Below are 13,432 nucleotides of genomic sequence, written 5' to 3'. Positions count from 1 at the left end.
TGGCCAGTGCCTTCAAGGCTACCCACAAAGTCAATATCGACAGTCAGATCGGTCAGGTTATAATAGAAGTAGGGATAACACCAGCTTCCCTGCTCAGAAGGTGCCCTTTTTGCAAGACCGGAGAACTGCATACAGTGGCATGTTTCGACCAAAGGGGGCCACCATCAAACTGGTTCAACAAAATCAGGAAGCAAAATAATAAGCGCCAGGTAGCTTAACGGGACAGGTATGTCCAAACCGAAAAAACAAGCTAAAATTCGCTCCAAAAACCTTTAACTAATGGATACCATCTACTAAAAAAAGCAAACCCAGACCAACGGCCAACTTAAGAACAGCCACTTTTTCATTCCCCCAGCGCTAAAAAATAAAAACGGGAAAACCATTCCCCATAATTACCCTAACTCCCAGCACCCATTCGTTCAACACTGCATTCAGACTAGGCTGTTCCAGCCGTCAGAATGCTTAGTTATTAGGCAACAGTTATTTTTTATTCAGTTCTGAATATCTAACTTTATAAATAGTCTAAAATCGATAACTATTTGATAAAGATTGGTTTGATTTTTTTTTTTGTACATTTCTATTCATTCCATATCGAACATTATAATTCAGATTTATATCAAACAAAAACCAATAATTATGGCAACATTTAAATTAAAAGATGAATGGCTCAGGGAACAAGAAGATTGGGATCGAAATGGAGATCCAGCTTTTAATCCTGATGCCTCTGAAATCTCAGTCCTTGAAGAATTGGAGGAGAAAAGACAATTATTGATTCAAATAGAACAAGAATCAGAAAAAACCTGGCGAGAATTATACAAAGAAGTTTTCGGAGAGGATCCCCCAGATGCAGGGAATTTAACAATTACTTTTATAACTCTTCTGATTGTTAGAAAATTTGGAAAGGATGCTTTAGGAGCAATTTCAGGGTTTTTAGATGGGTTTAAACCGCAGGATACAGGTCTATTCAAACCAAATGGCGACCCAATTCTAGAGAAGCCACCTGTAGGTAAGACCATTGGTAAATCATTATTAAAAAAACAGGCAATAATTACCATCCTCTTAGGTCTCGCCTCAATAGGAGGTGCCGTGTTGATTGCTCAACGAATGAGGGAATTAGCGGAATTAGAGAGGAAACTAAGGCGAGCAATGAGATGGGAAGCGTTGTCAATTGATAACACAACGGATAATGAAATTTATGAAGCACAAGCGAATCCTCCAGAAGAAATCAAAAAGAAACTTAAGGAGAACGAAAACTGTCATTTGCTGATGGAAATAATAGTTCGTGGTTTTGATTCCAATACTGGTGAAAAAATAGAGAACTTACATATCATGGCCGAAGCTAAATTGCAAAGCAATGGTCTATACACTAGGACAATTAATTTGCCCATAAATGTATGCTTTGGAAGTGTAGAAACTACAATAGTCTTATTTTGTAATGAAACTCCGCCTAAAAGAACAATTCTACACAGATCGGAAACTCCATATCGAACAAGTGCTGATTGCTCAAAAGAGAGAGGTAAATTAACAAGTGATTTTTAATTATCGAACCAAATGGATTGTGAACCAAAGGATGTATCTGCATTAAAATGGGGCCCCTGGAAAGCATTAGAATCAGAGGCAGACAAGGCAGCACAGATTAAGGCTAGGGAGTCGGCAGCTGGAGCCTGTCATGGAAAATGCAAGGATACCTCGTGTATTTATATTGAAATTTCAAGTGAATTATTGGACACTGAGGAAAGGGATAATGATTCAAATCAGAAAGAATTTCGAAGCAAAGTAATTTCTAAAGGAACTTGTGAATGCAAATGAAATAAATATACCGGATTTATCGTGTAACCAATTATAAAATGCCTTAATGAATCACTTAGTTCGGTTTTTCTCAAATTGTTGCCAACATCAGTATAAAGCTATGTTTTGGAGGGGGCGTTGCGTGTATACGGACTATGTAACTCAGCCAACTCGCTGTTTTCGTTCGAGAAATTAACCATTTCGGACATTGAAGCAATAATAAATAAATCCTATTTTTCGTATGCAAGGTTTTTCCCTTGCAAAAGACCAGCCTTCCACCCCTCCAGCCGCTACGTACCGTTTCCGAAGGAATACTCCATCTTAAATCTCCGTTCCACCGATGATTTCCAGCTCCTGCCCTTTGGCTGGCGGGCCGTCCAGTAAGGGCATGGCCTGGGTGATAAGTTCCCGTACCCCTTCTACTTTCAATGAATTGTCGTGGTCCTCTTTGCTGTCCCAGATTTCGGTAACGTATACGGAATGGCTATCGGCCTTGTCCTTTCCGATGACGTATAATCGGCATCCTTTGGCGGTAGCCACCAGTTTGGACGCTTGGAATAAAATCGCTGCCAGTGCTTCCTGATGTCCGGGCTTTGCGGTCAATTTGCCATTCAATAGGTATTGGTTCATGTTATATGGATTAGCATTGATTGTTCTAATTAGCGGCAAAAGGTAAAGAAATCTCCTTTTACTTTCTTCCCGGCAGATCTACCGGGTTACCCGGTTACCACCCGGTGCGCTGCTACAAAATCCGGGTCTAGGGTAACGCCCAGGCCCGGCCCCGTGGGAACGGTCACTTTACCGCCCTCACTGCTAAGGCTGGAAGTAGGACTCTCCAGGGGAATTTCATTGTTAAACCCCTTGAATTCATGAAAGGGTCCGGCATTGGCAACGGCCGATACAAAGTGCATCATGTACAGGTAGCCCAGGCCAGAACCAGAAATATGGGGCGTGCAGGGCATTCCTTTCAGGGCCGCCATTTTGGCCACCTTCATGGAACGTACCATCCCCCCGAAATAAAAAATATCAGGCTGTACGATGTCCAGCGCATCCTCCTTGATCAGCCAGCGAAAGCCATGCATGCTGGGTTCCTGCTCCCCACCGGCTACCGGAATCGTTATCGCTTTGGTGACTTCCCGGGTTTCTTCATACCAGTCAAACGGAACGGGTTCCTCGTAAAAATCATAGGCATATTCCTCCATGAGTTTACCAATGCGTATGGCCTCTTTCGGAGTGTAGGAGCCGTTGGAATCGGCGTAAATCACCATTTCCGGCCCAAAACGCTCCCGTACCAGCGGGATTAGCGCTTCGGTTCTGCCGGGAGGATAATCGGCATTGTGACTCATCCGGCCACCCACCTTGAATTTCAGGGCCCGGGCCTCGGTTTCCCGGACATGCTTTTCAATCAGGTCTATGGATTCCTCCGCAGGTTTACCCCGGTAGTTGTTGGCCTGGTACACGGCGATCTCCGGATGGTAGATGGTTTCAGCCAGGAGCGCCCCCATGCTTTTTCCAGCCAATTTTCCCAACAAATCCAGAATGGCAAACTCCAGGGTGGCCAGCGGCACCCAGAAGGCCAGGTTTTGCAGCTTGTAATTGCTTTGGTACACGTACACCTCTTCTAAAAGCTTTTCCCATTCCCTTGCATCCTTGCCGATAAAAAAGGGCTGAATGCGGTTGACAAAAATGGGGTACAGGTGCTTCATCTGCATGTTATTGCTTACGGATAGCCCTTCCGCTCCGTCTCTGGAGCGAACGCGACAGATATAGTTATCGTCCTTGCGCAGCAATTCCACCGTCTCAATCCAGACCGGATCCTTCAGTTCTTCCAGTCGTAATACCGGTTCGGCCAGCACCCGGTCCAGGGCTTCCTCCTGCCGGGGCGACTTCTCAGTGGTGGTTCCCCGGGTATCCATCGAAAATGTCGTTAGCCCGGCTACCGCGCCCAGGGCAGAACGCTTGATAAACTTCCGTCTATTCGGTTTCATATGTTTATAATTGTCTCTTTAAGGCCATATGGAATCTCGAATGCTTTATAATCATTCCTCTGTGTGTCGACTCCATCATGCTCGATTTCATGTATTTATTGATTTCCAGCAACTTTTAGTTCTACGGCATACAGTCCCGTCCTTGCGGTCACAAAAAGCGTTTTTCCATCCGCCCCCCCGAAGGCCAGATTAGAAGGGGTTTCCGGAAAGCGGATGGTGCCCAATTGTCGGCCATTAGGCGCAAATACCAATACTCCCCCGGGGCCGGTAGCAAAGAGGTTGCCCTGCGAATCCACTTTGATACCGTCCGGATTGCCATTGCCCGGTAACCCCGAGGCGTTAAAAAAAAGCTTTCCTTTAACAACTTTCCCTCCTTTGCTAACCGGAAACTTCATGTACTTTTTGGGCCCATCGGAGTTGGCCACATACAGGGTCCGCTCATCCGGAGACAAAGCCAGGCCGTTAGGTCGAAACAGGTCATCTGCAATCAGGGTCGTTTTCCCATTGTGAAAGCGGTAGACACCATTAAATCCCAGGGTATCTGTAGCTCCGGATGGGAGCCCATATGGGGGGTCGGTAAAATAAATGGACCCTTTACTGTGTACTACCAGGTCATTCGGACTGTTGAGCCGGGTACCTTTGTATTCCGTTACTACTTCCTCATAATCTCCGTCCGAACTAAGCCGGGCAATCTTTCTACCACTGTGCTCGGCTACCAGTAGATTACCTTCCGCGTCGTAGGTCAGGCCATTGGAATTGTTGCTGGAATCCCGAAAAACGGTCACCCCCTCCCCTGGGCTCCATTTGTAAATGGTATTGGCCGGGATATCACTAAAAAGCAAATAACCCTCCTCTTTGTTCCAGACGGGTCCTTCGGTAAATCGAAATCCATCTGCCAATTTCTTTACCTCCACGTCTTCAGCTACCAGATCCAGCAGCGCCTGGTCTTTAACGTCCAGGTTTTGACCAAATACAGGGAGAAGAAAAAGGAAGAAAAGAGCGAAAAAACTGATTCTGCGGAGGTGGGACGTTATCTTCATGGTTTTTGGGTTTACTGGTTCTATAGGAAATATACAGGAATCCATCTAAAAGGCAATGGCCTACCGCTCAAATCATCCGGAAAAAAGGGAGGATGGCCTTCAATAACTCATCTCATCGATCTTGACCTTGCCGCGAAAGGTGAGGTATACAAAGGTCGTGTACCCAATTACCAGCGGGGTACCGATGGCAGCAAAGGTCAGCATAATTCCCAGCGACTTGTCCGAGGCAGCGGCGTTGTAGACGGTGATGGTATATTGCGGATCCAGCGTGGATACCAGCAGGTTGGGGTACAATTCGATGGCCACCAACACCAACAACAAACTAATCGTCAGGGAAGAAAAAAAGAAAGCCTGCCCGTATTTCTTTTTACTTGACAAGCGGGGTACGTTAGCGATGCTCAAAAAAACCAGTAGCGGAACAATAAATAAAACCGGTTGATTCCGGAAGGTGTCCGAAAGATGGGGGATATAAATCAGCGTATACAGGGAGGTGATGCCAAAGCTTACCATAAAGAAAATCATGCCCTTTTTTAGCAAAACAGTTAGCTTTGCATACATCCTGCCTTCGGTTTTCAGCAGCAGGTAGATGGCACCATGGCTCATCATCAGCGCCAGGGTAGAAGTGCCCACCATCAGGGCAAAGGGATTCAGAAAAGTGAAGAATCCACCCCCCTCGTACTCAAAATTTTCCCCTATAGGCAAGCCCAACAACACATTTCCCAGCACTATTCCCAGTAGAAAGGGCAATACAATACTCGATACCGAATAGGAAATATCCCACATTTTCCGCCACCAGGCCATTTCTTCCTTGCTTCGGAACTCAATGGACACGGCCCGGAAGATGATGAACATCAAAAACAGCATAAAGGGAATGTACATACCGGAAAGCAAGGTCGCGTACATTACCGGGAATCCGGCAAAAAGGGCTCCCCCGCCAATGACCAGCCACACCTCGTTGCCATCCCATACCGGGCCGATGGCATTGAGTGCCAGACGTCTGCTTTTTTCCTGATTGAAAAACAAGTGCCAGGCCCCTGCCCCAAAATCAAATCCATCCAGGATGGCATAGCCCGAAAACAAGCCTCCTACCACCAGAAACCAGAGTGTGGGATAATCGATACCAGCTAACGTTTCCATCTGATCTTATTTAGGGTTGGAAAATGATTGGGCGACTTCTCGCTGAAAGGGAAGGTCATTGTCCTCCTCTTCGTCATAGGGCCCGTGTTTGATTTTTTTATTCAGTAGATACAAAAACAGAAGTAGCAACAAGGTGTAGATGAAAAAGAACATAATCAATGAGAAAAGCACCTGATTTTCTGTCACTGATTTACTCAAGGCATCACTGGTCCGCAACAGGCCATACACCACCCAGGGTTGCCTGCCCATTTCTGCCGCATACCAGCCCACCTGGTTGGCTACCTGAGGCAGAATTACGGAAAAAGAAAATACCCAAAGCAACCATTTCGTCTCAAACAAATCGCCCCTGTACCACTTGTAGCAGGCAAATAAGGTCAGTGCAATCAAAAACATCCCAATCGAAATCATGATATGGTAAAACTGAAATACGGCATTGATCTGGGAAGGACGATCACGCTCCGCGAAGGCATTGAGACCGGTAACCGGTGTGTCGAAACGGTAATCCAGTAAGAAAGAGAGCCCTCCTGGAATCTTAATTCCCCATACCTGCTGGGATTCTTTGTCTACCCATCCGAATAAATACATATCTCCGGGGGCGGAGGCTTCGAAATGCCCTTCAAAGGCAGCCAGTTTAGCGGGTTGATTTTCTGCCACGCCATTTGCAGAACTGTGGCCGGACACCAACTGGGAAAGGGAAAAAATGGTGGCAACGACCAAGGCAATGCGAAAGGCTTTTTTAGAGATTTCCACAAACCTGCCTTTGCGCAGGTAATAGGCATGTACGCTTAAGACCAGAAAAGCTCCTGCCAGAAAGGCTCCCTGCCAGGTATGAATCAATCGGTCCATACTGGAAGGGTTGAATACCATTTCCCAGAAATCAGTGATTTCGGCCCTGGCTTCCATTCCCTCGCCTACGACATGGAAACCGGCTGGTGTTTGCTGCCAACTGTTGGCAATGACAATCCAAACCGCCGAAAACATGGACCCTAAAAAGACTCCCATGGTGGCTACCCAGTGAACCCAGGGCTTTACCCTGTTCCATCCAAAAAGCAAGACACCCAGAAATCCGCTTTCCAGTGCAAAGGCAAAAATGCCCTCCGCCGCCAACGCACTTCCGAAAACATCGCCCACATAGCGGGAATAGGTAGCCCAATTGGTGCCAAACTCAAATTCCATGACTATACCTGTCGCCACACCTATTCCGAAAGTCAGGGCAAATATCCGGGTCCAGAATTTGGCCAAAAGTTCGTACTCCTTGTTGCCCGTTTTCAGATAGAGAGACTCCATAATAACCATGATCAATCCCAAACCAATACTTAACGGTGGGTAGATATAATGGAACGCTATCGTAAAAGCGAATTGAATCCGGGACAAAATTTCTACATCCATAACCGGCAACGATTGGTGAAAAGGAAACGCATACTCCTATACTAAATCCAGGTAACCTGTATTTTCTGGTAGGCATCCTAAATCTCTGAAAATCTAAGGAAAAATCCACTTCCACTTGGTGGAAATTTTACTGAAAATTATCATAAAATTGGTGGTGCCTTACCTTTTGCCGGGATGGTAGGTCTCTGCTGCCCTTTTTTCTACCTCGTCCCGATAGTAGGCCACCTCCTTGAAGGTTCCGTTGGCATACATTTCTGCCTGATCGTCGAAATGAGGAGAGTCCGGATCTGCATTTTGGCCGCCGGCAAGCAGGCTTTTAGCACGTACCTTATCGCCAAACTCCACCGCTACCACGAAACTATTTCCGGAGGAGCCGTAGAGTTTTTTGGTGTTTTCCCGGGCACTTGCTCCAAAAGAGGCCAAGGCCCCCCAGCGACCCGAGGCCAATCCAATGGGAAGGCTTTCTTTGGAATCGTCATAGGCCAAATCAATATCTCCACTCAATCGCTGAAAACGATTAATTTCTCCCCAGGGAATGTTCCAGCTCCCAAAATCCGCTTCCAACTGGGCAACGGCCTCTTCAAAAGCCGAGACCACTTCTTCCGCTTCGTAATCCAGGGCACTGCCTGCTTCCTGATTAAACGGAATCAGTGCATAAGGACTTCCTATTTGACGGTTGAAGGCCATACCGTAGAAATGAGCGAGACTCATAGCCACGGATTCCTCACTGGTCCGATAGTCCCATTCACGTAACAGCCCCAGGGCAGCTGCCAATTCTCCTTGCGGTGCCCCGACGTTTTCATAGGATTGCAAAAGGATAGGGATCAGGTATTCAAAAGCCGGTAGGTAGGGATCGTATCCCAGTTCAATCAGGTCATCCAGGGAAATATCGCTGGACTCCGAAAGCAAATCCACGGCATGAAGTCCGCGAAAGTTTTCCGCATCGGGTGCCATGTAATAAGGATAATCCTCTTTGTTGGGACTATAGGGGCCTGCCGCTGTGAAAGGAGTTGAATTGCAGTTTTGAATCCATCCGGTCGCCGGATTCAGGATCACAATGCTTTCGTCCACCGTGTGCAGGCCATTCCAGTCAGTGGCCGGATCACTGCCATCTACCGGTCTGGCAAAGTCAAAGGAAGTATTTCTTTTAGGAATAAAATTGCCGTGAAAATACGCTATATTACCCGAAGCATCCGCAAAAACGGTGTTGTTGGAGGAATTGGTCCGGATAGTCATCATTTCACGAAAGGCTTCATAATCGTCCAGTTTGGTTCGGGTAAAACTTTGAATCAGGGCATTGACGGGATCCCAGTTGATTTTAGTGGCCACCCATTTATCCTCCAATTGGTGGGTAACCGGACCGTGATGCGTACGGTACATGGTAAAGGACTTTTCCTGCAATCCTTCCGGAGAACTGTATTTCAGCGTAACAGGAATTTCCTCCACTGCCCTCCATTCATCCCCATACGCATACTCATAGCCATCCCCGGTCTCCCTCACTTCCTCCATAAACTCATCCATAAAGTCCAGCCGGGTGGAAGTATGCATCCAGCCGGTTTTTTCATTAAAACCCTGGTATACAAAAACCTGCCCCCAGGTGACCGCCCCATAGGCATTCAGGCCTTCTTCACTTACCACGTGAATCTCCGGACGAAAGTAAAAAGAGGTATGTGGATTGATCAATAAAAGAGAATTTCCGGTGGCGCTCAATTCCGGGGCAATGGCGATTCCATTGGAACCTTTGGGTTCTTCGTAAGGGTCAGGATGCAGCAATCCATCCCCAAACTCCGAATAAGCAAGAGATTTTTGTTCCTCGTAGAAAGCCTGAATGCGTTGAGAAGATATGCGTTCGATATCTCCTCCAATGGACCCTTCACTAAAGTACATGGGAAACCAGGGCTCGTAATGGGTCAGAACCTTAGGTACTACTTCCGGATGTGTTTGCAAATAATAATTAACCCCATCTGCGAAGGCATTGCACAGGTCCTGAAGCCATTCGGGCGCCCCTTCATAGGCGGCTTTTGCCTCTGCCTCAGTCATGTATAACCTCGCCCGAAGGTCGCTGTAAAGCGCCTCCTCCCCCTCCAGTTCGGCCAGCCGCCCGGTTGCCCAGATATAGTTTCTTTCTACCCTGCGAAAATCATCTTCACATTGGGCATACAGCATACCAAAAACAGCATCGGCATCGGTTTTAGCATAAATATGGGGAATGCCGAAGTCATCCCGGATGATGGTCACATTTTCTGCCCGTAGCGCTAAATCACCTGATTCGCTAGTAACCGGAGCCTGGCAGGCCCATACTAATAGGGCAAGCAATGATAGTTGTAATTTTTTCATGGTTAGTGGTTAAACGTCTCTAGTCAAAGGCCAGAAAATTGCAATCATTACTACACAGTGACTGATTCCAGACCTCTTGTAATTGCGTTCAATAATAGGCAAAAATCCAGTTTCGGGCAATAAAAAAAAATGCCAACAACAAAACTGCTTTTGGTTTGATTGTTGGCATTAGAATCCTGGGGTAAATTAGTTGGACAAATCAATCCTTTCGGATTCATCCGTCCGGTAACTATTTTAGAATAAAAGGGATCAATTGACGATGGTAATTCTACCTGAACTTACCTCTCCTTTAATCGTATGAGGGGACCCATTCATGATTACCAGGGTTCCGGATGACTCACTCTCTCCAACTTTTGCCCTTCCGCTTCCAGTATGGATTTCATAATTGAAAGCAGCTAGGTTACTGTTGGTCTGGATGGAAATAGTTCCTGAAGAAGCTTTAAAAGAGGTATATTCGCTTAACCCAACGTCGCTACCTGAGACTTGCCCGGAACTAAGGGTTACTTTTCCTAAAGCCTGCACCTGATCCATAGTAATTTTTCCGGAACTCAACTTGACATTCAATAAACCGTTAATAGCTCTAAATTCCATATTTCCGCTGGATGTTTCTGCATCCAAATTCCCGTCAAGTTGGTGCAGCTTCAATTTCCCTGACGAAACGGATGCAACCGTATTTCCCTTGATGATTTCACCCAATACTTCACCTGAGCTTGCTGTAAGGTATACTTCCAAAGCATCAAGATTTTTGGCGCTAACCCGGCCGGAATTCACTTCCAAATCTATTCTATCTCCAATTACATTTTCGGCATGGATCGTACCGGATCCAGCATGCATCTGTAACGACATGTTGCTGGGACCCGCTAGCCTAATATATCCTTCTGACCGGCCCATTCTCACGCCATTATTATCAAGGCTTACCATGAGTTTTTCGCCTACCACCCGATAGGAAATTGTTTTCCCCCCATCCACATTGGATCTAAGCAAGGCGTCCAGGGATACTTCCTCCAAGTCAGGATCTCCTACATACTGCGCCGGCAGAAACCCCGCATCTACTTCAATGGACGTGATGTCAGCAAAACTTTCTTCGATATCAGCCACCGTTTCCAAATTTGGATCCAAACATGAAGAGAAACAAAGAATGCTGAGTACCAACAATCCGCTAACATTTAATTTTTTCTTGGAAGGGAAACTAAAATTCCAAATTTTATTTCCCTGTTTACCTTCTACTGCTTTCATTTAGTGATAATGTTATATCAATTTGTTTTCTGTTGGAAAATAAATTATCCAATCTAATGCCAATTTTCAAAAACACTTCATTTCGCCAATTATTGGCCTTACCTCCCCTACAATTTGACAGGACAACTACCCATACTGTTCAAAATCGGACAAAATAATTTACTTTCGGACGAAAATAACGAAGCAGTACCACGAACTTCCAGTATTGAAATGAACGGATGCTGGCTAACTTTGAGTCGCCAGTTGTAAAGGAGTCCCGGCAAAACGGATTCACCACCCGTATTGTAACACTTCCGGCTCTTTGGAAATTATGAAACCTTGCCTCTGTCGAGTTTCCTAATTCTTTTTACCTTTAACCTAAATAAATTTCCTTTTATATTATAACTAAAACCCTCAATGATCAGTAATACTCCCCCAACTCCCTACTATGCCGTGATATTTACCAGTATCAAAAGTCCGGAAGCCGGGGAAGATTATTCAGATATGGCCAGGGAAATGGACGCATTGGTAACAGAGCAATCCGGATACCTGGGTCATGAATCTGCCAGAGATTCGCTGGGCATAACGGTAAGTTACTGGGTGAGCCTGGAGGCCATCGCTGCTTGGAAAAATGAAACCCGCCATCTCCTGGCCCAAGACCTTGGCAGGGAAAAATGGTACCAAACCTATAAAATCAGGATCTGCAAAGTAGAAAAGGAGTACGGCTTTTAATTCTCACTTTATCCACGATTTACCATTATTATTGATTCACTTATGAAAACCAGACTTCACGCATTACTAGCACTGTCAGCAATTCTTTTGTTGAGCGCTTGTTCTGAATACAGGGAAAAAGCAACCAGGGTATTTACCGGCGGCGTCCTCTATACGGTAAACGACAACCAGCCGACCGCCGAGGCCATTGCCATAGACGGAAATAAAATCGTTTATGTAGGCGACCAGGATGGGGTTCAGGCATTTATCGGACCCGATACAGAAGTGATCAATTTGCAAGGAAAAACACTCACACCGGGTTGGATTGAGGGCCACGGGCATTTTATGGGCCTGGGATATAACGAATTGAACCTGGATTTATCCGATACTAAAAGTTTTCAGGAAATCGTCGACCGAGTCAAAGCGGCTGTGGAAAAGACTCCCGCCGGAGAGTGGATTACCGGCCGCGGTTGGCACCAGAGTAAATGGACCGAATCTCCGGGCAAGGAAATAGCCGGCTTTCCCCTTCACCATGCCCTCAGTGAAATCTCACCCAATCATCCGGTGTTTTTATACCATGCCAGCGGCCATGCCGGTTTTGCCAATGCGCGGGCCATGGAGATCGCCGGCTTAAATCCCCTGGGAAAAGAACAACTCTCGGATCCTGAACACCAGGAAGGAGGGGAAATAATCCGGGATGAAAACGGAAACCCGACAGGGGTTTTCAATGAAACAGCCATGGGATTGATCACCCGGCATATTCCTGCCAATAGCCCGGAAAAAGACAGGCAGGCATTCGAGCTAGCGATGGCTGCCTGCCATCGCAATGGCATCACGGGATTTCACGATGCAGGGGTCGGTTCCAAAACGGTAGACTTGTACCAGCAAATGAAACGAGAAGGAAAAATGGAGCTCCGCATGTACGCCATGATCGCAGGAGGAAACCGGGAATTTCTGGAAGAATGGCTGGAAAGAGGTCCGGTGATAGACAGCCTGCTCACCTTTCGCTCGATTAAGTTGAGTTGTGACGGAGCTTTGGGTTCCCGAGGGGCCTGGTTACTGGAGGAATACAGCGACCGGCCGGGCCATTTCGGCCACGAAACCATGCCGATGGAATATGTCTACGAAATATCAAAAATGGCCCTGCAAAACGGCTTTCAACTTTGCACCCATGCCATTGGGGATCGGGCCAATAATGAGGTACTGGATCGGTACCAAGCTGCATTGGAGGAATATCCAGATAAAAGCGAGGACCATCGCTTTCGCATCGAACATGCCCAGCACCTGCATCCGGAGGATATTCCCCGCTTTGCAGCATTGGGCGTACTTCCGGCTATGCAGGCCATTCACCTCTCTTCAGACAGGCCCTGGGCCATTGAACGACTCGGAGAACAACGGATCAAGGAAGGCGCTTACATGTGGCAAGCCCTCCTACAATCCGGAGTTCCCATCATCAACGGTACCGATGTACCCGTAGAGCCGATTAATCCCCTGGCTAATTTTTATGCCAGCGTCACCCGCAAAACCCTGGACGGAAGCCCGGAAGGAGGCTACGAAGCGGATCAAAAGATGACAAGAGAACAGGCATTGAGAAGTTACACCATGGATGCAGCTTATGGTTCCTTTGAAGAAAGTATGAAAGGGAGCCTGGAAATAGGGAAAGTGGCAGATTTCACGGTCTTTGACCGGAATATCATGGAAATCCCGGAGGCTGAATTGCTTCAGACACAAGTGATCATGACGGTAATGGATGGGGCAATCGTCTATCAACAATAACATCTATCATGCCAGCAAGTACTATAGATTTAGCAAACTATTTTTAACTTG

General features: G+C 46.6%; 11 protein-coding genes and 1 pseudogene. 5 read left to right on the top strand and 7 right to left on the bottom strand.

Annotated features, from left to right (window positions below):
- From GKS34_RS23830 to GKS34_RS20965, 3 genes and pseudogenes are all read left to right on the top strand, one after another.
- Positions 1–218 (top strand): annotated as a pseudogene (locus GKS34_RS23830) (IS91 family transposase); the annotation flags it as partial.
- A gap of 418 nt (positions 219–636) precedes the next feature.
- On the top strand, positions 637–1,539 hold the full coding sequence (locus GKS34_RS20970) for a hypothetical protein (RefSeq protein WP_163386946.1): 903 nt from the start codon (positions 637–639) through the stop codon (positions 1,537–1,539).
- Positions 1,540–1,551: 12 nt separating this feature from the next.
- Complete coding sequence (locus GKS34_RS20965; protein WP_163386945.1) at positions 1,552–1,809, top strand: hypothetical protein; 258 nt, start codon at positions 1,552–1,554, stop codon at positions 1,807–1,809.
- 300 nt (positions 1,810–2,109) lie between these two features.
- Here GKS34_RS20965 and GKS34_RS20960 read toward each other — a convergent pair whose 3' ends face one another.
- The 7 genes from GKS34_RS20960 to GKS34_RS20930 form a co-directional block, all read right to left on the bottom strand.
- Complete coding sequence (locus tag GKS34_RS20960) at positions 2,110–2,418, bottom strand: putative quinol monooxygenase (protein ID WP_163386944.1); 309 nt, start codon at positions 2,416–2,418, stop codon at positions 2,110–2,112.
- 86 nt (positions 2,419–2,504) lie between these two features.
- Positions 2,505–3,776, bottom strand: a complete 1,272-nt coding sequence (locus GKS34_RS20955) for a mandelate racemase/muconate lactonizing enzyme family protein (RefSeq protein ID WP_163386943.1) — start codon at positions 3,774–3,776, stop codon at positions 2,505–2,507.
- Positions 3,777–3,871: 95 nt separating this feature from the next.
- Positions 3,872–4,816: an SMP-30/gluconolactonase/LRE family protein gene (locus tag GKS34_RS20950; RefSeq protein ID WP_163386942.1), complete on the bottom strand. Its 945-nt coding sequence runs from the start codon at positions 4,814–4,816 to the stop codon at positions 3,872–3,874.
- A 99-nt stretch (positions 4,817–4,915) separates the two neighbouring features.
- Complete coding sequence (cydB, locus tag GKS34_RS20945) at positions 4,916–5,953, bottom strand: cytochrome d ubiquinol oxidase subunit II (protein WP_163386941.1); 1,038 nt, start codon at positions 5,951–5,953, stop codon at positions 4,916–4,918.
- Between the two features lie 6 nt (positions 5,954–5,959).
- Positions 5,960–7,342 carry a cytochrome ubiquinol oxidase subunit I gene (locus tag GKS34_RS20940; RefSeq protein ID WP_163386940.1) on the bottom strand — a complete coding sequence of 461 codons (1,383 nt, stop codon included), beginning with the start codon at positions 7,340–7,342 and terminating at the stop codon, positions 5,960–5,962.
- A gap of 159 nt (positions 7,343–7,501) precedes the next feature.
- Entirely contained in the window at positions 7,502–9,679 is a 2,178-nt protein-coding gene (locus GKS34_RS20935) for a penicillin acylase family protein (protein ID WP_163386939.1), read from the bottom strand.
- A 249-nt stretch (positions 9,680–9,928) separates the two neighbouring features.
- The gene (locus GKS34_RS20930; protein ID WP_163386938.1) at positions 9,929–10,915 is read right to left on the bottom strand and encodes a DUF4097 family beta strand repeat-containing protein; all 987 of its coding nucleotides are present in this window, start codon (positions 10,913–10,915) and stop codon (positions 9,929–9,931) included.
- Positions 10,916–11,311: 396 nt separating this feature from the next.
- Between GKS34_RS20930 and GKS34_RS20925 the strand changes: the two genes are divergently transcribed.
- Both GKS34_RS20925 and GKS34_RS20920 read left to right on the top strand, forming a co-directional pair.
- Positions 11,312–11,626, top strand: a complete 315-nt coding sequence (locus GKS34_RS20925; protein WP_163386937.1) for an antibiotic biosynthesis monooxygenase family protein — start codon at positions 11,312–11,314, stop codon at positions 11,624–11,626.
- Between the two features lie 42 nt (positions 11,627–11,668).
- Positions 11,669–13,381 carry an amidohydrolase gene (locus GKS34_RS20920; protein WP_163386936.1) on the top strand — a complete coding sequence of 571 codons (1,713 nt, stop codon included), beginning with the start codon at positions 11,669–11,671 and terminating at the stop codon, positions 13,379–13,381.
- The last annotated feature ends 51 nt before the right edge of the window (positions 13,382–13,432 follow it).

It is taken from the genome of Cyclobacterium jeungdonense (genome assembly GCF_010994275.1).
Lineage (GTDB): Bacteria > Bacteroidota > Bacteroidia > Cytophagales > Cyclobacteriaceae > Cyclobacterium > Cyclobacterium jeungdonense.
The sequence above is the reverse complement of the archived record's forward strand: the minus strand, read 5'-3'. Positions and strand labels throughout refer to the sequence as shown.